Origin of the sequence: Sphingomonas trueperi (assembly GCF_040545665.1) — a bacterium.
GTDB lineage: Bacteria > Pseudomonadota > Alphaproteobacteria > Sphingomonadales > Sphingomonadaceae > Sphingomonas > Sphingomonas trueperi_B.
On sequence record NZ_JBEPMH010000004.1, the window covers coordinates 55923 to 78893 of the forward strand.

The window sequence follows — 22971 nt, forward strand, 5'->3', positions numbered from 1 at the left end:
TGAGGAACAAGCGATGAGCAGGGGCGGTGGCCGCGGCCATGTCCGCGTGCGCACGGCGCGCGGCCGTACGGCGCAATCGACGCGCTGGCTGGAGCGCCAGCTGAACGACCCCTATGTCCGGCGCGCCAAGGCCGAGGGCTATCGCAGCCGCGCGGCCTACAAGCTGACCGAGCTGGACGAGAAGTTCGGGTTCCTGAAGGGCGCCAAGCGCGTGGTCGACCTCGGCGTGGCGCCGGGCGGCTGGACGCAGGTGGTGCGGCGCGTGCTGCCCAAGGCGGCGGTGGTCGGCATCGACCTGCTGCCGGTCGACCCGATCGAAGGCGCGACCTTGCTCCAGATGGACTTCATGGACGATGCCGCGCCCGATCGGCTGATCGAGGAACTCGGCGGCGCGCCCGACCTGATCCTGTCGGACATGGCCGCGAACACGGTCGGCCATCCGCAGACCGATGCGCTGCGCACCATGGCGCTGGTCGAGACCGCGTTCGATTTCGCGCTCAAGACGCTGGCGCCGGGCGGCGATTTCGTCGCCAAGGTTTTCGCGGGTGGGGCCGATTCGGCGCTGATCGCCGAGATGAAGCGCGCCTTCGCGACGGTGAAGCACGCCAAGCCGCCGGCCAGCCGCAAGGGCTCGGTGGAGTGGTATGTGGTGGCGCAGGGCTTCAAGGGCCGCAGCGAGCCCACTTCCGAGCCCGCGCAGGAATAAGTAGCGTATCCTCCCCCAGGCAGGGGAGGAAATGGTCTGGGGCACGCCATGACGAGGCCAGCGTACATCGAAGCGCTCGCGCAGAGCGGCGTGCTCCCGCGGCTCGCCGCCTTCGACCCGCAGGTCGCGGGCACGCCGCCGCTGGACCTCGACCTGCCCGACAGCGACATCGACATCCTCTGCCACGCGCCCGACCCGCACGCCTTCGCCGCAACGGTGTGGGAAGCGTTTCGCGACCAGCCGGGCTTCGCGATGTGGCAGTGGCAGGGGAGCGACCGGCCCGTGGTCGCGCGTTTCCACTGCGCGGGCTGGCTGTTCGAGCTGTTCGGCCAGGCCCGCCCCGTCGCCGGGCAGCTCGGCTGGCGGCATTTCGCGATCGAGCGGCGGCTGCTCGCGCTGGGCGGCGCACCGCTTCGTGCCGCCGTGATGGCGCGTCGGCACGCGGGCGCCAAGACCGAGCCTGCCTTCGCGCAGGTGCTGGGCCTTGCAGGCGACCCCTATGCCGCGCTGCTCACGCTGGAGCAGCTCGACGACGCCACCCTACGCGCGCAGATCGGGGTATAAACAAAAAGGGCCGGCGTTTCCACCAGCCCCTTTGTCGTTGGTTCGCTTCGAAGGCGATCAGCCCTCGTAGTCGCCGCCCAGATTCTGGTTGCGCGGCGGGGCTGCGGCGGTGAGGCGGAGCGCCTCGGCCTGCGCCTGGATCGAACCGACTTCGTCGGGCGCATCCTCGTCGTCGACGCGGACGCGCTGCAGGCTCGACACCACGGCTTCCTGCAGGTGATCGGGACGCACGGTCTCTTCGGCGATTTCGCGCAGGGCGACGACCGGGTTCTTGTCACGATCGCGATCGATCGTCAGATCGGCACCACCGGAGATCTGCCGCGCGCGCTGCGCAGCGAACAGCACCAGGTCGAACCGGTTCGGAATCTTGTCGACGCAATCTTCGACAGTGACGCGCGCCATCCTGTTCTTCCTTAGATGTCAGGGCCGGGAAAGACCGGCCAGTTAGGGGCCGAGCCCGCAAATGTCAAGAAAAGCCGCCGCGACGGCGCGGGGGAGCGCGACGCGACTTCGATCGTTACGGTAGCTAACGCACCGGAGGCTCCCTGCTCGATGGCACCCTATGCCGATTCCGAACCGCTTGCCGAGGGCCTGGCTACCGGCCATGCCCGCGCCATGCCACCGCTCGCCCAGCCCAGCTTCACCGTCGACGGCAACCGGCTGACGCTGCTGCCCGAGGGGCCGGAGCGGATGCGCGCGCTGCTGGCGCTGATCGCCGGCGCCGAGCGGACGCTGCGGGTGCTCTACTACATCTATCTCGACGACGAAGCCGGTGCCGCGGTGCGCCAGGCGCTGATCGATGCGGCGGGGCGCGGCGTGCGCGTCTATCTGATCGTCGACGGGCTCGGCAGCGAGCATGCCGAGAGCAATGATTTCTTCGATCCGCTCCACGCCGCCGGCGTCGAGGTGTGCCGATTCGTGCCGCGCTGGGGGCGGCGCTATCTCCTGCGCAACCACCAGAAGCTGGCGCTGGCCGACGAGGCGCGGGTGATCGTCGGCGGCTTCAACATCGAATCGAGCTATTTCGGCACCGTCGCCGACCAGGCCTGGCGCGACATGGGGCTGCTCGTCGAAGGGCCCGCGGCCGAGCGGCTGACCGGCTATTTCGATTCGCTCGCCGCCTGGGCCAAGCGTCCGCGTGCAACGTTGCGATCCTTGGGGCGCACGCTGAGGGCGTGGAGCGAGCCCGAGGGCAAGACGCGCTGGCTGCTCGGCGGGCCGATGCGGCGGCTCTCACCCTGGGCGCGGGTGGTCAAGCACGACATGGAACAGGCGAATCGGCTCGACCTGATCGCCGCCTATTTCGCGCCGAGCCCGGGCATGCTGCGCCGGCTCGACCGTGCGGGGCAGCGCGGGCAGGTGCGGCTGGTGCTGCCGTCCAAGCTGGATCACACCGCGGCGATCTGGGCGGCGCGCTTCACCTATGCGGGGCTGCTGCGCAAGCGGGTGCAGATCTACGAATATCAGCCGACCAAGCTGCACACCAAGCTCTATGTGATCGACGATGTCGTCCATATCGGCTCGGCCAATTTCGATATCCGCAGCATGTTCCTCAATCTCGAGTTGATGCTGCGCGTGCAGGATCCGGCCTTCGCCGCGCATGTTCGCGGCTATGTCGACGGGGAGATCGCCGAGTCGGAGCAGATCACGCCGGCGCTCTACAAGGCGCGCACCGGCTGGTGGACGCGGGTGAAGCAATTCGCGGCATATTTCGTGATGGCGGTGCTGGACTACAACGTCACCCGCCGGCTGAACTTCGGCGACAAGGGCCCGGTGGAGTCTTAGGCGGTTACAACCAGCGGTTCGACGTCCACCGACACGTGCATCGCCTGCGCGCCCGAGCCGAGCACGATGCCGTCGATCGGCGCGATATCGGCATAGTCGCGGCCGATCGCCATGACGATGTGGTCCTCGGCCATCCAGATGCCGTTGGTGGGATCGACGCCGACCCAGCCGAGATCGGGCCCGCACCACAGCAGCACCCAGGCATGGGTGGCATCCGCCCCCACCAGCCGCGGCTGGCCGGGCGGGGGCAGGGTGCGCAGATAGCCCGAGACATAGGCGGCGGGCAGCCCGGCGGCGCGCAGGCCGGAGAGCATGATCTGCGCAAAATCCTGGCAGACGCCGCCGCGCTTGGCGAAGGCTTCGTGCGGCGGCGTGTCGACCAGCGTCGCGGTGGGATCGAAGGTGAAGTCGCGCTGGATCCGCCGGGCGAGCGCGATGCCTGCTTCGAGGATACCGCGATCCTGGCGCAGCTCCTCGGCGCACCAGGCGGCGATGTCTCGATAGAGCGGGATCAGTGGCGAGGGGAAGAGATAGGCGGCGGGGCCTGCCGGCGAGGGATCGCGGCTGTCACGCGCCCAGGCGGCGATCTGGGCGATGGTCGGGTCGCCGGCAGACGGAATCGGGATCTGGCGATCGACGCGCACCCGCGCGCGGCTTTCGATCGTCAGGCTGCTTGCCGCATGCTCCACCACCAGCCGCACCACATTGGCGAGCCCGGCTTCGGCGCGCGCCGGATAGGTGCGCCCGCCCGGCTGCACGCTCAGCGCATATTCCTCGATCATTTGGCCGGACCAGAGGATCGGCTTCAGCCGGAGGTTGCACCGCGCGAAGGCGACCGGCTGGGCATAGTCGAACCGCGTCACATGGCGGATGCCGTAGAGCATCATGCGAGGACGAGCCCGGCGGCGCGCAGCGGCTCGGCGCCGTGGAGGAAATAGCGCCGGGCGATCGCCTCGGACAGGCTCCACAGCCGCGACTGGAGATCGGCGAGCCAGGCGTCGTCGATGCCCGTGGCGCGGGCGGTCACCAGGGTCGCGGCGATGCTGCGCGCCTGTTCTTGCTGGGCTTCGGCCAGGCCGTCGTCGGACAGCACCGGCAGCGCATTGAGGTGTGCCGAGAGCGCCGCTGCCTGGAAGGCCAGCCCGCGCGGATTGCCGGGATCGAGCGCGAGCAGGTCAAGCACCGGCACGCGGGCGATCCCGGTGAGGTAGCGCTGGCGATAGCTGATCTGGCTGTCGGCGAGGTCGAGCAAGGTCGAGAGATCGTCGGCGGTCGCCTCCGGCCCGCCGAGCGCGCGGAGGAAGCCGATGATCGCCAGCGCGCGCTCGATGCGGCGACCGAGATCGTGGAAGCGCCACGCATCGGTGCGCCCCATATGCTCGCCGGCCTGCCCCGCCAGCGCCGAATAGCGCCGCTGCAGCGAGCCCGCGCGGTCGAGCAGCACCCCGCGTTCGGGGAAGGGCGCATCGAGCAGGCGGATCATGTCGGCCGAAAGCCGGTCGCGCGAGACCGCGCCGATCGAGCGGGCCTGGCGGTTGATCGCGCGGACGCTGGTGAAGCCGTCGGTCGATTCGAGCGCGGTGCGGGCGAGCGCGGTGAGGTCCTGCCGCTTGAGGCCGCGGGGCGCGGGGGCGGCACCCGCGCCCACCACCAGCTGGGCGAGCCGGTCGACCGTGTCTGCCGCCAGCGCCGCGCCGGTATCCGCGCTGATCGAATGGCCGAGCAGCACCCGCAGCACCGAGAGCAGCGCCTCGCCCCGCTCCAGATAGCGCCCGAGCCAGAACATGTTGTCCGCCACCCGGCTGGGCAGCGTGCCGGGGTTGCGGCGCAGCTGGGTCGAATCGCCCGAGGGGAGCAGCGACACCGGGGCGACCGGATCGGGCCCATGGATGCAGACGTCCGCCGACCAGCTGCCTTCGCCCATCACCGCGGCGCGGGCATCGGCATGCTCGCCGATCCGCGCGAAGCCGCCGGGGAGCACCGTCCAATTGCCCGCCGCATCGCGCGCGGCGAAGACGCGCAGCGTGAAGGGGCGGGGCGCCAGCCGGTCCTCGGTGACGAAGGGCATGGTCGAGAGGCAGGCGACTTCCTGCCCGACATAATCCTGCGGCCGTCGGGTTAGATCATCGCGCAGCGCCGCGCGTGCGGGCTCGTCGAGATGCGCGCCGAGCACCGCCTTGCCGTCGGGCAGGCCCAGCGGCGGGGTGCCGAAGGCGGGGGCGACGACCATGTGGTCGAGATTGGCGGCGACATGCGCGGCTTCCGCCGGTTGTCCGCACCACCAGGTCGCGATGTTGGGCAGGCGCAGCGGTTCGCCGAGCAGCACCTCGCTGAGCCGCGGCAGGAAGGCGGCGAAGGCGGGGGCCTCGAGCAGCCCGGCGCCCGGCGCGTTGGCGATCACGACATTGCCCGCCACGGTCGCGTCGATCAGCCCGGCGACGCCGATCGTCGAATGCGAATCGAGCGCGAGCGGATCGAGATAGCGCGGGTCGAAGCGGTGCCACAGCGCATCCACCCGCTTCAGCCCGGCGATGGTGCGGACATAGACGCGGTCGTCGAGCACTGCGAGATCGGCACCCTCGACCAGCAGGAAGCCCAGATACCGGGCGAGATGCGCCTGCTCGGCATAGCTGGCGGTGAAGCGGCCGGGGGTGAGCAGCGCCATGCGCGGCTCTGCGCGGCGGCAGGCCGCGGCGATGCCGTCGCGAAAGGCGGCGAAGAAGGGGGCGTGGCGCTCGATGTTGAGCCGGCCCTGCAGCCCGCCCAGCGTCCGCGCCATCGCCAGCCGGTTTTCCAGCGCATAGCCGGCGCCGGCGGGCGCCCGGAGATGATCGGCGAGCACCCGCCAATGCCCGTCCGGGCTGCGGCACAGGTCGAAGGCGACGAAGTGGAGGTGATGCTCGCCCGGCGGGACCAGATGGGTCAGCGGGCGCAGGAAGAAGGGGCTGCCGGTGAGCAGCGCGGCGGGGAGATGGCCGTCGGCCACCAGCTTTGTCGGGCCGTAGAGATCGCGGAGCAGCCGCTCCATCAGCTCGGCACGCTGGGCGACGCCGGCCTCGATCCCGCGCCATTCCTGCTGATCGATCAGCAGCGGAACGGGGGAGAGCGGCCAGGGGCGCTCGTCGCCCTCGTCGCCGATGCGGTACCCGGTGCCGATATCCTCGGCATGGCGATGCGCGCGCTCGCGGGCGATGGTCAGTCCGTCGCCGGAAAGGCCTGCGAGCTCCTCGAACAGGGCGTTCCAGGGTGGCCCGGATTCCGCGCACAGCACGTCGCCTGCGGGTGCATGGCCGCAATAGTCGGCGATCCAACGATCGGCGATCGTGCCCGCATCGAACAATCCCGCCTCGGCAAGGCTGGCCACAGCTGCTTCCCTTTCTCGGCCGCGGTGATGGGCGAAACGATGGTGCCATGCAACACGGGAGATATGCGGGACTGTCTCAGCCGAGCTTGGCGAGCGCCTCGTCCAGGGTACACAACCCGGCAACGCCGCGTGCGTTGCACCCGGGGACGGGAAGAATCCGATCGTGCGGACCTTGGAGGCCGAGCGGTGCTGCGGTGCGGAGCTGCTCCAGCGTCTGCGCGCGGTAGCGGAGGCGGACATAACGCTTGCCCGCGCGATCGTGCAGCCGCTCCAGCACCAGCGCGCCGCCGGGGGCGGGATCATCGGCGGCAAAGCCGGGGACCTGCCAGTGCACGTCGAACAGCCCGCCGAGATTGGCGATATTGGTGTCGTGGCCCGAGATCATCGTGATGCGCGGGCCGTTGTCGGCCAGCCCGGCGCGGACGACCTCGGCAAGGCCGGCGAAATTCGCTGCTGCGACAGCGCGCGGTCGCGCGAGGATGCGGAATTCGAGCGCGTGGAATTCGCCCAGTGCGGTCACGTCCGCCATCCTCGCGCGACCCCAGCCGATCCGCGCCAGCGGCATGCCCTCGGCCGCTTCGAGCAGTAGGATCTGCGCGGCGGTGGAGGCGCGGTCGATCGCGCCGGTCAGCTTGGGGCGCTTGTCGGCGCGGGCCGGCGCGAGGCCGGTGGGCGTGCCCGACACGCCGCAACCGGGGCGGGGCGTGCCACAGAGGATCGTGTCGATCCGTGCCAGCAGCGGGGCATAGCGCTTGTCGAGTGCGGCGAACCCGCCGGGGCCGACTTCCGCCGCCACCGCCGCATCGGCCTTGGCGGGATCGAGCGGCGCCTTGCCCGATTCGATCGCGTTGAAGCGCGGGTCGGGCACGTCCTGCGGGCGATGGTCGATGGCGAGGGCGCAGCCCGGCACGAGCGTCGCCGCCCAGGCCTTGGCGGTCTCGATCGTGCGCTGGTCGCTGTCGGCGACGACGCGGACTGCGCCCGGCACCGGGCAGCCCTTGGCCGGGAGCAGGCGGTAGAAGCGCCATGCGGTGCCGTCGGCCGCGCCCAGCCGAGCCACCGCCGCCGCGCCGTGCGGGGTCAGCCAGCCCGGCTGCACTGGCCAGTCGGGCCAGCGCTCGGGCGTCACCTCGGGCGGCATCGCCGGGGCCTTGGTGGGCGGACGCACCCCGTGCCGCATCAGCAGCACGACGCGGTCCACCACCAGCGGATCGGCAGGGCGGGTGCCGGCGACCGCCGGGGAACCGAGGGTGAGGGCGAGCCCCAATCCGATCCACAGTTTCATCGTCCTGTCCTCGCTCAGAAGTGGATCTGCACGCCGCCGCGCAGCTGGGTGCCGTAGCGCTCGCGCTCGACCAGCTGGTTGCGGGTGCCAATATAGCGCCGCCATGGCGCGTCGGTGAGGTTGATCGCATCGCCGAACAGCGTGAACTGCGGCGTCACCTGGTAGCTTAGGTGCAGGTCGAGCTGGCCGTTGCCGTCGGTATACTGGTCGGCAGCCGCCGTCGTCGCGATCGTGTCGAGATAGGACGAGCGATAGTTGAACGCCACGCGCGCGCTCAGCCCGTATTTCTCGAAGAAGATCTGCGCGTTGCCGACATTCTTCGACTGATAGGCAAGCGGCACGTCACCCGCGCGGATCGCGCCGGCATTGGCATGGCCCCAGACATGGGTGAAGTTGGCCGAAACGCCGAAGCCGCTCAGCGCGCCCGGCAGGAAGGTGAACTGCACCTGCACATTGCCCTCGACGCCGGTGACCTGCTCCGAGTCCGCATTGAGCAGGCTGGTGACGTTGGCCGTCGCATAGGTGACGTTGGCGGCGGTGACGTTGGTCCGGCGGCTGGTGTTGCTGTAGATCGGATTGTCGATCTGCTTGTGGAAGAAGCCGGCCGAGAGGATCGAGCCGGGCGCCGGGTAGAATTCCAGCGCCGCGTCATAGTTCACTGCGCGATAGGGCTTGAGGCCGGGATTGCCGAGCGAGATCGCCGCCACCGCCGGATCGCTGGTATCCACCACCACATAGGGCGCGAGATTGGCGTAGTTGGGCCGCCCGATCGAAGTGGTGACCGCGCCGCGCAGCAGCAGGTTGCGGGCAAGCGCGAACTTGGCGTTCACGCCCGGGAACACGTCGGTGTAGCTGGTATGGCCGAAGCTGTTGTAGCCGTCGGTCAGCGTCGAGGCGGCGTTGACCAGCTTGGCCTGCACGTCGTCCTCGGTATGCTCGACGCGCACCCCCGGCACCACGGTGAGCCCGCCGAACTGCAGCGTCGCCATCACATAGCCCGCAGCGATCTTTTCCTTCACCGCGAAGTCGTTGGCGAGCGTGTCGCTGATCGTGCCGCTCTTGTCGATCGCCACGGCATTCGGATTGGCGTCGAAATAGGCCTTGGCCGCGTCATAGTTGATCCGCGTGCCGAAGCCGAACATGCCGTCGTAGAAATCGCTGTCGCCCGGATACCCGACTGGGTTCGCCAGCGTCCATTTCGCGCTGCCGGTCTTGTAATTCGTCTTGTTCTGATCGTTGACCTTCTCGCGGCTGAGATATTTGCCGCCGAGCTTGAGGGTCGAGCCGTCGCCGATGGCGAGATCGTGGCTATAGTCGAACCGGCCCTGCCACAGTTCTTCGTACGTGCTGCGCTGGTCGAAATTGACCTTGCTGTAGGTGAACAGCGACGGATTAGCGAAGGCCGCCGTGGTCGGTGCCAGCGTGTAGGGATAGGTCGAGGGATCATAGTTGAGCGTCAGCGCGCCCTTGGCGGTGGTGAAGGTGAACTCGCTGCGCAGCGGATCCTTCTTCTCGGCGCGGGTCCAGTTGCCCGAGGCTTCCAGCGTGCCGCCGGCGACCGCACCGAACTCGCCGCCCAGCGTCACCGATTTGGTGTTGTCATTCTCGTTGCGGCGGCGGACCAGGATCGTGCCGGTGCCCTTCAGCGTCGTGCCGAAGCTGGTGATCGCGGTCCGGTTCTGGTCGCGCGTTTCGTGGTCCTCGAACTTCGAATAGCTGGAGCGCAGGTACAGCTTCACCGTCTCGCTGGCGTGCCAGTCGAAATTGCCGACCACGCCCAGGCGCTTGCGGGTGAGGTTGTACTCGCGCAGGCCGTTGCCGTCGGGCACGCCGGCGGCGTTGAAGGCGGTCGAGCCCTGGTAATTCTCGCTCTGGATCGGCCGCTCGGAATAGTTGACCGAGACCACCGCGCCGAACTGTTCCCGCGCGCCGAAGCGGCCGCCCAGCGTGGCGTCGAGCTCGTAGGGCACCTTGTGGTTGAGCGAATACCAGCCCTGCGCGGCGCGCGCGTCGAGGAAGAAGGGCTTCACGCTGTCGAAACCGGTGCGGGTTCGGATCGCGACTTCGCCGGCGATCGCGTTGGCATCCTGGCTGGCGAGCAGCGACTTGGTGACCGCCACTGACTGGATCATCGCCGAGGGCAGATCGTCCAGCTTCACCTGGCGGCCGGCGGGCTCGGGCGCGGGCAGCGTCTGGCCGTTGAGCGTCACGTTGAGCAGGCTGGGATCGATGCCGCGGACGATCGCATAGCGGCCCTCGCCCTGGTCGTTGGCGACCGACAGGCCGGGCAGGCGCTTGATCGCTTCGGCGACATTCTGGTCCGGCAGCTTGCCGACGTCGTTGGCGTGGAGCGTCTCGATCACATTGTCCGCCGCGCGCTTCTCCGCCACCGCTTCGCGCTGCGAGGCGCGGAAGCCGGTGACGACGATGTCGGCGGGTACCTCGACCGTGTCCGGCTCGGCCTGGCTGGTCTGCGCCGGGCGCTCCTCGGAGACGATTACATATCGGCCGGGACCAGTGCTGCGCGCGGCGAGGCCGGTATGTGCGAGCATCCGCTGCAGTGCCTCGTCGACCGGCATCTTGCCCGACACCGCGTTGATCCGCCGGCCCCCACCGACGCTGCCCGCAATGAGGATCTGCACGCCGCCCTGGCGCGCGAACAGCCGCACCGCGCCGGTGACGTCCTGCGCGGGAATGTTGAAGCTCTGCACCTGCGCCAGCGCCGGCTGGGCGAGCGTGCTCATCGCCACGACTGCCGTCGCGCCGAGCCAGCGATTCTTCGAGATCATGTCTTCCACCCCAAGGCGCCGGAATGGCGCGGTTCTCGATTGCCCGACGGCGGGCGCGGCGATTTCCTTACCCGCGCGCTAGTTTTTTTCGGTGGTGCCGAGCACGATCGCGTCCGGGCCGACACGCGCCCGGGTGCCGAGGCCGATCGCGGCGCTCTGGGCGAAGCCGGCGGGATCGTCGATGCGGAAGGCGCCGTACAGCTTCTCGCGGGCGAGCGCGGGGTTGGCGAACGTGATCTGCAGCTGGTTGTGGCGGTTGAGTTCGGCCACCGCCTCGCCCAGCGTCTCGCCGTCGAGATCGAGCCGGCCGCTGGTCCAGCCGAGCGCGCGTTCGATGCCGGGGGCATCGACATGCTCGACCTTCGCAGGCGTGCCCCCGTCGATCGCAAAGCGCGCGCGCTGGCCCGCGGCGAGGCGGAGCGTGCGCCCGGCGGCGGCGACCTCGACCACGCCTTCGCTCACCAGCACGTCCACCGTGCCGCCGTCCCTATCGGCGTCGACCTGGAAGACGGTGCCGATATCGGTGATCGTCACGTCGCCCACCGTGACGCGGAACGGCGCGGCGGCATCGTGGCGGACGCGGAACAGCGCCTTGCCGTCGTTGAGCGCGACGGTGCGCGCGGTGCTGCCGATGCGGGTGACCAGGTCGCTGCGCGCATCGACCGCGAGCGAGGAGCCGTCGTGCAGCGCCACCGATCGCACCTCGCCGATGCCGGTACGGATCGCCTCGCTGCGCGACGGCAGCAGCAGCGCGGCGGCCGCGAGCCCGGCGGCGAGCGTGGCACTCGCCCCGCCCAGCCACCAGAATCGGCGCGAGCGGCCTGGATCCTCCGCGACCAGCGTCTTCGGCACCGCGCCCCCCAGCAGTACCAGCGTGGCCTGGGCGCGGAGCAGGGCACCGGGATGCACGGGGTCCGCGGCCAGCCAGCGATCGAGGCCGGGCGGGGCGGTATCGGGCGATGCGTCGATGCGGACCGCCCAGCGGGCAGCCTCGTCTTCAAGCCGGGATGCGGGTCTGCCGCGGTTCGCCAACGCCCAATGCTTCCTTCTCGAACCGCTCGGTCCGTACCGCGTGCTGGATGCGCCGCAGCGCCTTCTGCACGTCGTTCTCGACGATGCTTTCACTTACCCCGAGCCGCCGCGCAATCTCTCTTTGCGGCAGCCCTTCGATCCGCTTGAGCGTGAAGATGGTGCGGCATCGCTCGGGCAGATCGGCGAGCAGCCGCTCCACCATCCGCACCTGCTCGCGCGCCGCCACCGCCGCTTCCACGCCCAGTTCCTCTGCTTCGACGAGCCACTGGGCGATTTCCGTAACTTCCTCGAATCGCACGACGCGCGCACGGCGCAGCTGGTCGCGCCAGAGGTTCTTCACCACCTGCATGAAATAGGCGCCGGGCCGATCGACATGCACGATGCTGTCCATCGCGGCGAAGCGGCAATAGGCTTCCTGGATGAGGTCGTCGATGTCCGCCTCGGCGACGCCGGCACGGCGCAGCGCGCCGCGCACCTGCGGTTCCTGCGGCACCACGTGCAGCGCCACCCAGCGAATGATCTCGGACGAAGCTGTGCGCACGGACCTGCCTTCCCGTGCGGCGCGCTACGCTGCCCATGCGAAAGCCTCGTGACAGCGGTGTTACAGATCGGGGAGCGTCTGGTCGGCGGTGCCCCAGCCGCGCAGCGCCCGGCCGGCGGCGCGTTCGAGCAGCGTGGCGGCGTCCTTGATCGTGAAGGCATGGGCGCTGTCGATCCCGCGCAGCTCGGTCCAGGTGACCGGCGCCGCGACGGGCGCGTTGGCGCGTGCCCGCGCGACATAGGGGAGCACCGCGGTCGATCCGCGCTGGTTGCGCAGATAGTCGATGAAGATGCGCCCCGTCCGGCTCGCCTTCTTCAGATTGGCGGTGAAGCGCTCGGGCTCGGCCTGGGCGAGCGCGCGGGCGAAGCGTTCGCAGAAGCTCTTCGCCGCCGGCCATTCCGCCTGCGGCACCAGCGGCACCACCACGTGCACCCCCTTGCCGCCGGAGAGCATCGGCCAGCTGGTCAGCCCGATCTCGGCGAGCTGCTCCTTCAGATGCTCGGCGGCCTTCTTGACCACCTCAAAATCGAGGCCTTCGTCGGGATCGAGGTCGAACACCAGCCGATCGGGCTTCTCGACATCGGCGACGAGCGACCCCCAGCCGTGAAATTCGATCGTCCCCATCTGCACGCAGGCGAGCATGCCGTCGGCGTCCGAGACATAGAGATAGGGCTCGGTCGATCCGTCCTTCTCGCGGATGTCGACATGGTGGACCTGCTCGCCGAAGCTGCCGGCATCGTGCTTCTGGAAGAAGCATTGCTTGGCGCGGCCTTGCGGGCAGCGGACCAGGCTGATCGGGCGCTCGGCCAGCCAGGGCAGCGCGATGGGGGCGACGGCGGCGTAATAGTCGGCGAGGTCGCCCTTGGTCAGCTTCGATTCGGGGAAGATCACCCGATCACGGCTGCTGATCTTGATGGCGGACGGAGCCGCTTCGGGCAGCGCAATCGGCTCCTCGGCGACGACCGCGTCGGCGGGCTTGTCCTCGCGCAGGCCGAGGAAGCTGGCGTGGCGGACGACCTTCTCGGCGGTGAACTCGGCAAAGGCGATTTCGGCGACCAGCTCGGGCTTCACCCAATTCGCGCCGCGGGCGTCCGGGCGGGGGACCGTGGCGGCGGGCGTGTCGGTGGCGAGGCTGTCGAGGCGTTCGCGCATCGAGACCAGCGTTTCCGAATTGAATCCGGTGCCGACCTTGCCGGCATAGACGAGCCCCTTGGGCCCGTTGAGCCCGAGTAGCAGCGACTTGAACCCGCGCCCCCGCGCGCTGGAGGCGATCCAGCCGAGGATCACGAACTCCTGCCGATGCGTGCACTTGATCTTGAGCCACGCCTTGCTGCGCGTGCCGCGATAGGGCGCATCGGCGCGCTTCGAGACGACGCCCTCGAAGCCCTCGCGGCACATGCTCTCGAACAGCTTCTCGCCCTGCCCGACGATATGTTCGGAGAAGCGGATGCGATCGTCGACACCGTCGAGCAGTGCCCGCAGCCGTTCCTTCCGGTCGATCTGGGGGAGGGCGGTCAGGTCCTCGCGGGCTTCGGCGAGCAGGTCGAAGGCGAAGAACAGCAGTCCCTCGCCGCCGGCGGAGATCGCCTCCTGCAAGGTGGAGAAATCGGGCTTGTCGCCTTTCATCGCGACGATCTCGCCGTCGATCAGTGCGCCCGGCGGCAGGGTGGCGGCGGCCTCGGCGATGCCGGGGAATTTGTCGGTCCAGTCGAGACCGGAGCGGGTGTAGATCTTAGGCCCGCCGCTGCCGGTGGCGATCAGCGAGCGATAGCCGTCATATTTGATCTCGTGGAGCCACTGGTTGCCGGTAGGTACCGCGTCGACCAGCGTGGCGAGCTGAGGAGATTGGAAGGGGGGTACCTTCGATCCTTCCCGGGACGGGGAGGGGGACCGCCGCGAAGCGGTGGTGGAGGGGGGCTTCGGCTGGGCAGCGCCCTTTCTGGAACGGCTTCCCTTGCCGCGCTCCCCCTCCACCAAGCCGCGTTGCGGCTTGGTCCCCCTCCCCGTTCCGGGGAGGATCTTGGGTTTGGCGCCCTCGGCAATCTCCTGCATCGTCCGGCCGGTGGTGACGCTGGTGAGGCCCGTCTCCACCAGTTCGTCTGTCGCCCCTGCATACGCATCGTCGATCTTGCGGAGCAGCCAGTTCTCGGCCTTTTCCTTGCCGCGCGGCTTGAGGCGGATCAGCAGCCATTCGCCCTGCATCCGCTCCCCGTGGAGCACGAAATGGAGATGGCCCTTCGCCAGATCCTTGGCGCTCTTGCCCGCAATCGGTTCCCAGGTGCCGCTGTCCCACAGCATCACGGTGCCGCCGCCATATTCGCCCTTGGGGATGGTCCCCTCGAAATCGGCATAGGAGAGCGGATGGTCCTCGGTGCGCACCGCCAGCCTTTTCTCGTCGGGATCGAGGCTGGGGCCGCGCGTGACCGCCCAGCTCTTCAGCACGCCGTCCATTTCCAGCCGGAAGTCCCAGTGCAGCCGCGTCGCGTCATGCTTCTGGACGAGGAAGCGGTTGCCGCTGCCCTCCGCGATCTTGCCCGCGGGCTCCGCCGTCTTGGCGAAGTCGCGCTTGGCGTTGTAGCGGGCGAGGCTGTCGGCGTCAGGCACGCTTCTTCGCCGCCGGTTTCTTGGGCGCTGCCTTCTTCGCCGGCGCCTTGGCCTTGGACGCGGGCTTGGCGTCGCCGGTGTTCAGCGACTTCTTCAGCGCCGCCATCAGGTCGACCACGTTCGATCCGCGGCTCTCCGGCTTGTCCGGATCCTCCAGGATCTTCGCACCCTTGGACTTTCTCTTCTTCTCGATCAGGTCGCGCAGCGCATCGACATAGCGGTCGTGGAAACCCTTGGGATCGAAGCTGCCCGACTTCTTCTCGATCAGCGTCTGCGCCAAGTCGAGCAGCTCGGGATCGGGCTCGCTGTCGGGGATCTCGCGGAAATAGCCCTGCGCCTTCTGCACCTCGTCGGCATAGCGCAGCGTCTCCAGGATCATGCCGCGCCCGCAGGGCTTGAGGCTCACCACATATTCGCGGCCGCGCATCGCCAGCTGGCCCAGCCCCACCTTGCGCGCCCGCCGCAGCGCCTCGCGCAGCACGATGAACGCTTCCTCGGCGAGGTCATCTGCCGGCACGACGAAATAGGGGCGCTCGTAATAGAGCACGTCGATCTCGTCGGCGTCGACGAACTGGGTGAGCTCCAGCGTCTTGCGCGATTCGAGCTTCACCGCGTCGATTTCGTCCTGTTCGAGCAGGACGTACTCGCCCTTCTCGACCTCATAGCCCTTGACGATCTCGTCGGGCTCGACCGCGCCGACGCCGGGGGCGACCTTCTCGTACTTGATCCGCTGGCCGCTCGGCTCGTGAATCTGGTGGAACGCGATCTGCGCGCCGGATTTTGTGGCGGTGTAGATCTCGACGGGAATCGAAACGAGGGCCAGCCGTATCTGTCCCTGCCAATAGGCACGTGCCGCCATGGGGAAGTCTCCTCGTTGCAGGCCCGATTCAATTCCCCAAAGGGCACCATGTTCCGCCCATCGCAACGGCGGCGTTTAGGCTGTAGAGGCACATCCCATGAGCACCGATCCTTTTGCGCTGTTCCACACCTGGTACACCGAGGCGCGCACCACCGAATTGAACGATTCCAACGCGGTGGCGCTGGCCACGGCGGACGCGCAGGGGCACCCATCGGTGCGGATGGTGCTGCTCAAGGGCTATGACGAACGCGGCTTCGTCTTCTACACCAACCGCGAGAGCCGCAAGGCCGGCGACCTCGCCGCCAACCCACATGTCGCGCTCCTCTTCCACTGGAAGTCGCTCCGCCGCCAGATCCGCATCGAAGGGCCGATCGCCTTCGCCAGCGACGCGGAGTCGGACGCCTATTTCGCCAGCCGCAGCCGCGATTCGCAGCTCGGCGCCTGGGCCTCGGACCAGTCGCGCCCGCTAGATTCCCGCGCGACCTTCGAGGACCGCTTCGCCGAGGTCCAGGCGCGGTTCGAGGGCCAGCCGGTGCCGCGCCCGCCGCATTGGGGCGGCTACCGTGTGACGCCCGAGCGGATCGAGTTCTGGCTCGACCGCGAGCATCGCCTGCACGAGCGCCGCGTGTTCACCCGCGCCGGCGAGGGTTGGGCCGAAGGCATGCTCTACCCATGAGCAACCTCGCCCGTCGTGCGGCGATTGCCAGCGTGTGCAGCGCGCTCTTTCTGGGCGCGCTGAAATCCTATGCGGCGGTGAAGACGGGATCCGTCGCGGTGCTCGCGAGCCTTGCCGATTCGGGGCTCGACCTCGTCGCCTCGCTGGTGACGCTGGGCGGGGTCCACTGGGCCTCACAGCCGGCGGACGACGAGCATCGCTTCGGCCATGGCAAGGCGGAAGCGCTGGCGGCGCTGTTCCAGGTGGTGATCATCGCCATCTCGGGCTTCGCCATCCTGCTCCGCGCGGTGCAGCGGCTGGTGCAGAGCGAGACCAGCGCGCATCCGGCGGACGGCATCGCCGTCTCCGTCGTCGCGATCCTGGTGACGCTGGCGCTCACCCAGTATCAGCGCTCGGTGATCCGCCAGACCGGCTCGATCGCGATCACGACGGACAGCATCCATTACAGCTCGGACCTGTACCTCAACGCCGCCGTGATCGGCGCATTGGTGTGCGAGAGCTATCTGGGCCTCACCGGCGCCGACCCCGTGTTCGGCATCGCCATCGCCTTCTGGCTGCTCTGGGGCGCCTGGCGCGCCTCGGTGGCCGCCATCGACCAGTTGATGGACCGCGAATGGCCCGAGGAGAAGCGCCGCCGCTTCGTCGAGATCGCAGCCACATATCCCGAGCTCAAGAGCCTGCACGACCTGCGCACCCGCACCAGCGGCAATCGCGATTTCGTCCAGTTCCACGTCGCCATGCGCGCCTGCATGACGATCGCCGAGGCGCATGACGTGGTCGAGCGGCTGGAGGGCGCGCTGGGCGAGGCGTTTCCGGATACCGAAATCCTGATCCATGTCGATCCGGACGGCCATGTCGACGAGCCGGACAATGCGATGGCCGAGACCAATCTGCTCGACGACAGCGGGCCACAAACCATCGGACAGTAAACGCCGGGTGGTGCGTTCCCCATCTGGGCGACCATACGCCCGAGGAGTCGACATTTTGCATGCCCCCCAACCAACCGCCCGGCTCGGCCGCGGCCTGACCTTCGCTATGGCGGCGGCGGCGGGCATCGCTGTCGCCAATATCTATTACAACCAGCCGATGCTGGGCATCATCGAGCGCGACCTGCCCGGCCAGCCCGCGGGGCTGGTGCCGACGGCGACGCAGCTCGGCTATGCCGCGGGCCTGTTCCTGCTGGTGCCGCTGGGCGACCTCCACGAGCGCAAGCGGCTGATCGTGCTCCAGTTCCTGGTACTGGCGGCGGCGCTGGTCGCGGCGGCGCTCGCGCCCAATGCCTGGATGCTGATCGGGGCCTCGTTGCTGGTCGGCGCGGCGGCGAGCGTCGCGCAGCAGATCGTGCCCTTCGCCGCCCACCTCGCCGATCCGGCGAAGCGCGGGCAAACGGTGGGCACGGTGATGGCCGGGCTGCTCTGCGGCATCCTGCTCAGCCGGACGCTCTCCGGGTTCGTCGGCACGCATTTCGGGTGGCGCGAGATGTTCTGGTTGGGCGTGCCGCTGGCGCTCGGCACCGCGGCCGTGATGGCCTGGCGCTTGCCGCGGAGCGAGCACGAGGCGACGCTGGGCTATGGCGCGCTGCTCGGCTCGCTGGGCAGCCTGTGGCGGGAGTTTCCGGCGCTGCGGTTGGCAGCGATCACCCAGGCGCTACTGTTCGCGGGCTTCACGGCCTTCTGGACGATCCTGGCGCTGTACCTCGAGACACCGCGCTTCCATCTGGGCGCGGACGTGGCGGGCTTGTTCGGCATCGTCGGCGCCGCCGGTATCCTCGGCGCGCCGCTGGCGGGCCGTATCGCCGACAAGCGTGGCCCGCACCTCGTGGTGCTGATCGGCGCGCTGCTCGCGGTGGCGAGCTGGCTGCTGTTCGGCCTGTGGGTGAGCATCGCCGCGCTGGTGATCGGCGTCGTCGTGCTCGATTTCGCGGTGCAGAGCGCGCTCGTCTCCAACCAGCACATCATCTTCGCGCTGCGCCCCGAGGCGCGGGCGCGGCTCAACACGGTGCTGATGGGGTCGATGTTCCTCGGCGCCTCGGCCGGCTCGGCAACCGCAACCTTCGCCTGGGAAGCCGGCGGCTGGACCGGCGTCGCGCTGCTTGGCGGTGGCCTTTCACTATTCGCTGCACTGCTCCAGCTGGTGAATCGTCGAAAGCATTAACCTAGGCGATTTCGCGGGAACGGCGGCGCGCACGCGTCGTTGGCGGGGCAGGAGGAGCGCTGTCCCATGGAAGAACCCGAAACGGGCGCCACTGCACCTGCGCGCGACCAGGGCGGCGCCACTGCCGCGCTGCTGATCATCGACATGATCAACAGCTTCGATTTTGAGGGTGGCGAGGAACTGCGCGCGCGCGCCGAGGCGATCGCCGGGCCGATCCTCCAGCTGCGCGACGCGTTCGACGCTGCCGACCTGCCGACGGTCTACGTCAACGACAATTTCGGCGAATGGCATTCGGAGAAGTCGCGGCTGATCGAACAGGCGTTCGACGGCGCGCCGGACGGGCTGGCGAAGCTCAAGCCGCGCGACTGCGACTATTTCGTCCTCAAACCCCAATTCTCCGGCTTCTACGCGACCAACCTGCCGGTGCTGCTGCCCAAGCTCGGCGCGCGGCGGCTGGTGCTGACCGGGGTCGCGACCGACATCTGCGTGCTGTTCACCGCGGGCGACGCCCACATGCGCGACTATGCGCTGTGGGTGCCCGAAGACGCGGTGGCGACGCAGGACGAGGATCGCGGTCGCTGGGCGCTGGAGATCATCGCGCAGAGCATGGGCGCCGATACCGCGGCGATCAGCGCGCGATCGCCCGACGAGTGGCTCGCCGAGGCCGAACATGCCTGAGCGCGGCGCGCGTCTACTCCCGCTGTTGCTGCTGCTCGGCGGCTGCAGCGGCGCGAGCATCCTGCGCCCTGGTGGGCCGATCGGGGCGAACAATCGCACCATCCTGCTCGATTCGCTGGTGATCATGCTGGCGATCATCATCCCCACGATGATCGCGATCCTGGCCTTCGCCTGGTGGTTCCGCGCCGGCAACGGCAAGGCCAAGTATCGGCCCGAGTTCGTCTATTCCGGCCGGATCGAGCTGATCGTCTGGTCGATCCCGCTGCTGACCATCCTGTTCCTCAGTGGGCTGATCTGGATCGGCAGCCACGAACTCGATCCGGCCAAGCCGCTCGCGGAGAAGACTGCGCCGCTCGAGGTGCAGGTGGTGTCGCTCGATTGGAAATGGCTGTTCGTCTACCCCGAGCAGGGGATCGCCACGCTCAACCGGCTGGTGGTGCCCGCCGGCGTGCCGATCCGCTTCCGCCTCACTTCCGCGAGCGTGATGAACAGCTTCTTCGTGCCGCGGCTGGGCAGCCAGATCTACACCATGAACGGCATGGCGACGACGCTGCACCTGCAGGCGGGCAAGCCCGGCAGCTATTACGGCCAGAGCGCGCATTACAGCGGCGACGGCTTTTCGGACATGAACTTCCGCCTCCAGGCGGTGCCGGTGGCGGAGTTCACCCGCTGGGTGGCGAGCGTGAAGGCGGCGGGCGGCCTGCTCGACGGCCGCGCCTATCGCGTGCTGGCGCGGCAGAGCCAGCACGAGCCCGTGAAACATTGGGGCGCGGTGCAGCCGGGGCTGTTCGACATGGTGGTGGCGCAGCATTTGCCGCCTGCGCCCGGCCCCGAGCAGGGCCGCGACGGCCAACCCCAGATTTCCCCCGGAACGGCGGAGTGACGATGCTCGGTAAGCTCACCTGGTCCGCGATTCCGTTCAGCCAGCCGATCCCGCTGATCGCGGCGGGCGGCGTCGCGCTGGCGCTCTTCGCCGTGCTCGGCTGGATCACGGTGAAGGGGCATTGGCCGTACCTCTGGAAGGAATGGATCACCTCGGTCGATCACAAGCGGATCGGGGTGATGTACGTGCTGCTCGGCCTCGTCATGCTGCTGCGCGGCTTTGTCGACGCGATCATGATGCGCACCCAGCAGGCGAGCGCGATCGGCCACGCTCAGGGCTATCTGCCGCCCGAGCATTACGACCAGATCTTCTCGGCGCACGGCACGATCATGATCTTCTTCGGCGCGATGCCGGTGATCATCGGGCTGATGAACTTCGTCGTGCCACTGCAGCTCGGCGTTCGCGACGTCGCCTTCCCGACGCTCAACTCGACCAGCTTTTGGCTGACGGCTTCAGGCGCGCTGCTGGTCAATATGAGCCTGGTGATCGGCGAGTTCGCTCGCACCGGCTGGCTGCCCTATGCGCCGCTCAGCGAGACGACCTACTCGCCCGGCGTCGGCGTCGATTACTATGTCTGGGCGATCCAGATCTCGGGCGTGGGCACGCTGATGTCCGGCATCAACCTGGTGACCACGATCCTCAAGCTGCGCGCGCCGGGCATGGGTTATCTCCGCATGCCGATGTTCTGCTGGACCGCGCTCGGCGCTAACATGCTGATCGTCGCGGCCTTCCCGATCCTCACCGCCACGCTCACGATGCTGGCGCTGGACCGCTACCTCGGCTTCCACTTCTTCACCAACGAAGCCGGCGGCAACATGATGATGTTCGTGAACCTCATCTGGGCCTGGGGGCATCCGGAGGTCTACATCCTCATCCTGCCGGCGTTCGGCATCTTCTCCGAGATCTTCTCCACCTTCTCGTCCAAGCCGCTGTTCGGCTATCGCTCGATGGTTGCGGCGACGCTGTTCATCGTCGTCGTGTCGTTCACGGTGTGGCTGCACCATTTCTTCACGATGGGGGCGGGGGCGGACGTCAACGCCGCCTTCGGCATCGCCACCAGCATCATCGCGGTGGGCACCGGCGTGAAGATCTACAACTGGCTGTTCACCATGTATGGCGGCCGCCTGCGCTTCCCCACCCCGATGCTGTGGTCGCTCGCCTTCATGATGACCTTCATCATCGGCGGGATGACCGGGGTGCTGCTGGCGGTGCCGCCCGCCGACTTCATGCTGCACAATTCGATGTTCCTGGTGGCGCACTTTCACAATGTGATCAACTCGGGGGTGATCTTCGGCGCGTTTGCGGGGATCACCTACTGGTTCCCCAAGGCGTTCGGCTTCCGGCTCGACGAATTCTGGGGGAAGATGGCCTTCTGGCTGACGCTTGCCGGCTTCCTGATCGTGTTCGGCGCGATGTACGTGCTGGGGCTGGAGGGCATGACCCGGCGGCTGCAGCATATCGATTTCACCGAATGGGCGCCGTGGCTCTACGTCTCGGTCGGCGGCATCGGGGTGATGATGCTGGGCGTCGCCTCGCAGATGATCCAGATCGTCGTCAGCATCCGCAACCGCGAGGCGCTGCGCGACGAGACCGGCGATCCCTGGGACGGCCGCTCGCTCGAATGGGCGACCTCGTCCCCGCCGCCGGCGTTCAACTTCGCGGTGCTGCCGCGCGTGCATGGCGAAGAGCCCTATTGGACGATCAAGCGCAAGGCGCTCGAGAGCCAGGCGCTGGGCGACGAACCCGAATACGAAGCGATCGAGATGCCCCGGAACTCGGCGACCGGCGTCGTCACTGCCTTCTTCGCGACGGCGATCGGTTTCGCGATGATCTGGAGCATCTGGTGGCTGGCGGCGCTGGGCTTTGTCGGTGCCTATGCCACCTTCGTGGTCTTCGCCTGGCGCGACGAGGACGAGACCGCGATCCCCGCCGAAGAGGTCGCGCGGATCGACCGCGCCCGCCGCGCCTCCCGCCAGAAATGGCTCGAGGAAAACCGGGAGCAGCCGGCATGACCGTCCAGGCGCAGGATCCCTATCGCATCGGTCGCGGTGGCGGCGGAGACAGCAATACCGGCCGCGGCGAGGGCGGTCCGGCGAGCAAGCGCACCACGGTGGGCTATGGCTTCTGGATTTATTTGCTCAGCGACATCATCCTGTTCTCGGGCTTCTTCGCCGCCTATGCGGTGCTCGCCAAGCAGACGGCGGGCGGCCCGACCCCGCATGAATTGTTCGGGCAGGGCCGCGTGGCGATGGAGACGGCCGCGCTGCTCCTCTCCAGCTTCACCTGCGGGCTGGCCGGCGTCGCGGCGGAAAAGCGGAAGCTGATACCGGCGCAGGTCTGGCTGTTGGCCACCGGGCTGCTCGGCGCGGTGTTCCTCGGGCTGGAGCTGAGCGAGTTCGCCGAGATGATCGGCAAGGGCGCCGGCCCGCAGCGCAGCGCTTTCCTCTCGGCCTTTTACGGGCTGGTGGGCTTGCACGGACTGCACATCGCGGTGGGGCTGCTCTGGCTCGGCACGATGATGGCGCAGCTCTGGGTGAAGGGCTTCCGGCCGCAGATCCAGCGCCGGCTGATGTGCTTCAACCTGTTCTGGCACGCGCTCGACATCGTCTGGGTCGGCATCTTCACCATGGTCTATCTGATGGGAGTGGCGCCATGAGCGAGCGCGAAACCGACAGCGGCGATACCGCCCCCGGCGACGAAGCGGCCGAGGGTGAGGAATTCGCCGGCGGCACCAGCGGCTATGTCGTGGGACTGGGCCTGGCCGCGCTGCTGACCGCCGCGGCGTTCGCGATGGTCAACCTGCCTTTGGTCTGGCGGCCGGCGATCCCGATGGCGCTGGTGGTGCTCGCCATCGCGCAGATGGGCATCCACCTCGTCTTCTTCCTGCATGTGAATACCGGGCCGGACAACACCAACAACGTGCTGGCGCTCGCTTTCGGCACGTTGGTGGTATTGCTGCTGATCGGCGGGTCGGTGTGGACCCTCGGCCACCTCGACCACAACATGATGCCGATGGGCCGGCAGATGCACGGTTTCCCGTGAGCCCCCGGA

The 22971-nt window shown here is 68.5% G+C and carries 20 protein-coding genes; 11 read left to right on the plus strand and 9 right to left on the minus strand.

Translation table 11 applies throughout. The features are described 5' to 3' along the window. Positions 1-13 precede the first annotated feature (13 nt). Positions 14-706: an RlmE family RNA methyltransferase gene (locus tag ABIC65_RS13760; protein WP_354309489.1), complete on the plus strand. Its 693-nt coding sequence runs from the start codon at positions 14-16 to the stop codon at positions 704-706. A 48-nt stretch (positions 707-754) separates the two neighbouring features. Then, positions 755-1270 (plus strand): DUF4269 domain-containing protein, encoded by a 516-nt coding sequence (locus ABIC65_RS13765; protein ID WP_354309491.1) that lies wholly within the window; start codon positions 755-757, stop codon positions 1268-1270. A 57-nt stretch (positions 1271-1327) separates the two neighbouring features. On the opposite strand, the gene rpoZ is transcribed toward ABIC65_RS13765, so the two are convergent. Further along, positions 1328-1672, minus strand: a complete 345-nt coding sequence (rpoZ, locus tag ABIC65_RS13770; RefSeq protein WP_093296175.1) for a DNA-directed RNA polymerase subunit omega — start codon at positions 1670-1672, stop codon at positions 1328-1330. A 150-nt stretch (positions 1673-1822) separates the two neighbouring features. On the opposite strand from rpoZ, the gene ABIC65_RS13775 reads away from it, so the two are divergent. Further along, the gene (locus ABIC65_RS13775; RefSeq protein ID WP_354309492.1) at positions 1823-3055 is read left to right on the plus strand and encodes a phospholipase D-like domain-containing protein; all 1233 of its coding nucleotides are present in this window, start codon (positions 1823-1825) and stop codon (positions 3053-3055) included. Here ABIC65_RS13775 and ABIC65_RS13780 read toward each other — a convergent pair. The 8 genes from ABIC65_RS13780 to ABIC65_RS13815 form a co-directional block, all read right to left on the minus strand. Beyond that, complete coding sequence (locus ABIC65_RS13780; RefSeq protein ID WP_354310013.1) at positions 3052-3939, minus strand: transglutaminase family protein; 888 nt, start codon at positions 3937-3939, stop codon at positions 3052-3054. The two genes, ABIC65_RS13775 and ABIC65_RS13780, sit on opposite strands and share 4 nt — an antisense overlap. After that, the gene (locus ABIC65_RS13785; RefSeq protein WP_354309494.1) at positions 3939-6419 is read right to left on the minus strand and encodes a circularly permuted type 2 ATP-grasp protein; all 2481 of its coding nucleotides are present in this window, start codon (positions 6417-6419) and stop codon (positions 3939-3941) included. Before ABIC65_RS13785 ends, ABIC65_RS13780 begins: the two co-directional genes overlap by 1 nt. 76 nt (positions 6420-6495) lie before the next feature. Further along, positions 6496-7704: a histidine-type phosphatase gene (locus ABIC65_RS13790; RefSeq protein ID WP_354309495.1), complete on the minus strand. Its 1209-nt coding sequence runs from the start codon at positions 7702-7704 to the stop codon at positions 6496-6498. Between the two features lie 14 nt (positions 7705-7718). After that, on the minus strand, positions 7719-10493 hold the full coding sequence (locus ABIC65_RS13795; protein WP_354309497.1) for a TonB-dependent receptor: 2775 nt from the start codon (positions 10491-10493) through the stop codon (positions 7719-7721). A 78-nt stretch (positions 10494-10571) separates the two neighbouring features. After that, the gene (locus ABIC65_RS13800) at positions 10572-11525 is read right to left on the minus strand and encodes a FecR family protein (protein WP_354309499.1); all 954 of its coding nucleotides are present in this window, start codon (positions 11523-11525) and stop codon (positions 10572-10574) included. Next, positions 11491-12066, minus strand: a complete 576-nt coding sequence (locus ABIC65_RS13805) for an RNA polymerase sigma factor (RefSeq protein WP_354309500.1) — start codon at positions 12064-12066, stop codon at positions 11491-11493. Before ABIC65_RS13805 ends, ABIC65_RS13800 begins: the two co-directional genes overlap by 35 nt. A gap of 60 nt (positions 12067-12126) precedes the next feature. After that, a complete protein-coding gene (ligD, locus tag ABIC65_RS13810; RefSeq protein ID WP_354309501.1) occupies positions 12127-14670 on the minus strand; it encodes a DNA ligase D in 2544 nt (847 codons plus the stop codon). After that, positions 14663-15529, minus strand: a complete 867-nt coding sequence (locus ABIC65_RS13815) for a Ku protein (RefSeq protein ID WP_354309502.1) — start codon at positions 15527-15529, stop codon at positions 14663-14665. Before ABIC65_RS13815 ends, ligD begins: the two co-directional genes overlap by 8 nt. Positions 15530-15626: 97 nt before the next feature. Between ABIC65_RS13815 and pdxH the strand changes: the two genes are divergently transcribed. The 8 genes from pdxH to cyoD all read left to right on the plus strand — a co-directional run bounded on the left by pdxH (position 15627) and on the right by cyoD (position 22962). Next, positions 15627-16205, plus strand: a complete 579-nt coding sequence (pdxH, locus tag ABIC65_RS13820; protein WP_354309504.1) for a pyridoxamine 5'-phosphate oxidase — start codon at positions 15627-15629, stop codon at positions 16203-16205. Beyond that, positions 16202-17134, plus strand: coding sequence for a cation diffusion facilitator family transporter (locus ABIC65_RS13825; protein ID WP_354309505.1), 933 nt, complete (start codon positions 16202-16204; stop codon positions 17132-17134). Before pdxH ends, ABIC65_RS13825 begins: the two co-directional genes overlap by 4 nt. Positions 17135-17189: 55 nt before the next feature. Next, entirely contained in the window at positions 17190-18359 is a 1170-nt protein-coding gene (locus tag ABIC65_RS13830; RefSeq protein WP_354309507.1) for an MFS transporter, read from the plus strand. A 66-nt stretch (positions 18360-18425) separates the two neighbouring features. After that, on the plus strand, positions 18426-19037 hold the full coding sequence (locus tag ABIC65_RS13835) for a cysteine hydrolase family protein (RefSeq protein ID WP_354309508.1): 612 nt from the start codon (positions 18426-18428) through the stop codon (positions 19035-19037). Then, the gene (cyoA, locus tag ABIC65_RS13840) at positions 19030-19920 is read left to right on the plus strand and encodes a ubiquinol oxidase subunit II (RefSeq protein WP_354309510.1); all 891 of its coding nucleotides are present in this window, start codon (positions 19030-19032) and stop codon (positions 19918-19920) included. Before ABIC65_RS13835 ends, cyoA begins: the two co-directional genes overlap by 8 nt. A 2-nt stretch (positions 19921-19922) precedes the next feature. Further along, complete coding sequence (locus tag ABIC65_RS13845) at positions 19923-21932, plus strand: cbb3-type cytochrome c oxidase subunit I (protein WP_354310015.1); 2010 nt, start codon at positions 19923-19925, stop codon at positions 21930-21932. After that, a complete protein-coding gene (gene cyoC, locus ABIC65_RS13850) occupies positions 21929-22576 on the plus strand; it encodes a cytochrome o ubiquinol oxidase subunit III (RefSeq protein WP_354309512.1) in 648 nt (215 codons plus the stop codon). The genes ABIC65_RS13845 and cyoC overlap by 4 nt, the downstream gene beginning before the upstream one ends. Continuing rightward, entirely contained in the window at positions 22573-22962 is a 390-nt protein-coding gene (gene cyoD / locus ABIC65_RS13855; protein ID WP_354309513.1) for a cytochrome o ubiquinol oxidase subunit IV, read from the plus strand. Before cyoC ends, cyoD begins: the two co-directional genes overlap by 4 nt. Positions 22963-22971 lie beyond the last annotated feature (9 nt).

Bases quoted from the DNA above. Each gene is read 5' to 3' on its own strand.
- ABIC65_RS13780 (WP_354310013.1), bottom strand. From the start codon at position 3,939: ATGCTCTACGGCATCCGCCATGTGACGCGGTTCGACTATGCCCAGCCG.
- pdxH (WP_354309504.1), top strand. From the start codon at position 15,627: ATGAGCACCGATCCTTTTGCGCTGTTCCACACCTGGTACACCGAGGCG.
- ABIC65_RS13795 (WP_354309497.1), bottom strand. From the start codon at position 10,493: ATGATCTCGAAGAATCGCTGGCTCGGCGCGACGGCAGTCGTGGCGATG.
- ABIC65_RS13845 (WP_354310015.1), top strand. From the start codon at position 19,923: ATGCTCGGTAAGCTCACCTGGTCCGCGATTCCGTTCAGCCAGCCGATC.
- cyoA (WP_354309510.1), top strand. From the start codon at position 19,030: ATGCCTGAGCGCGGCGCGCGTCTACTCCCGCTGTTGCTGCTGCTCGGC.
- cyoC (WP_354309512.1), top strand. From the start codon at position 21,929: ATGACCGTCCAGGCGCAGGATCCCTATCGCATCGGTCGCGGTGGCGGC.
- ABIC65_RS13815 (WP_354309502.1), bottom strand. From the start codon at position 15,529: ATGGCGGCACGTGCCTATTGGCAGGGACAGATACGGCTGGCCCTCGTT.
- ABIC65_RS13825 (WP_354309505.1), top strand. From the start codon at position 16,202: ATGAGCAACCTCGCCCGTCGTGCGGCGATTGCCAGCGTGTGCAGCGCG.
- ABIC65_RS13765 (WP_354309491.1), top strand. From the start codon at position 755: ATGACGAGGCCAGCGTACATCGAAGCGCTCGCGCAGAGCGGCGTGCTC.
- ABIC65_RS13790 (WP_354309495.1), bottom strand. From the start codon at position 7,704: ATGAAACTGTGGATCGGATTGGGGCTCGCCCTCACCCTCGGTTCCCCG.
- ABIC65_RS13835 (WP_354309508.1), top strand. From the start codon at position 18,426: ATGGAAGAACCCGAAACGGGCGCCACTGCACCTGCGCGCGACCAGGGC.
- ABIC65_RS13775 (WP_354309492.1), top strand. From the start codon at position 1,823: ATGGCACCCTATGCCGATTCCGAACCGCTTGCCGAGGGCCTGGCTACC.
- ABIC65_RS13760 (WP_354309489.1), top strand. From the start codon at position 14: ATGAGCAGGGGCGGTGGCCGCGGCCATGTCCGCGTGCGCACGGCGCGC.
- cyoD (WP_354309513.1), top strand. From the start codon at position 22,573: ATGAGCGAGCGCGAAACCGACAGCGGCGATACCGCCCCCGGCGACGAA.
- rpoZ (WP_093296175.1), bottom strand. From the start codon at position 1,672: ATGGCGCGCGTCACTGTCGAAGATTGCGTCGACAAGATTCCGAACCGG.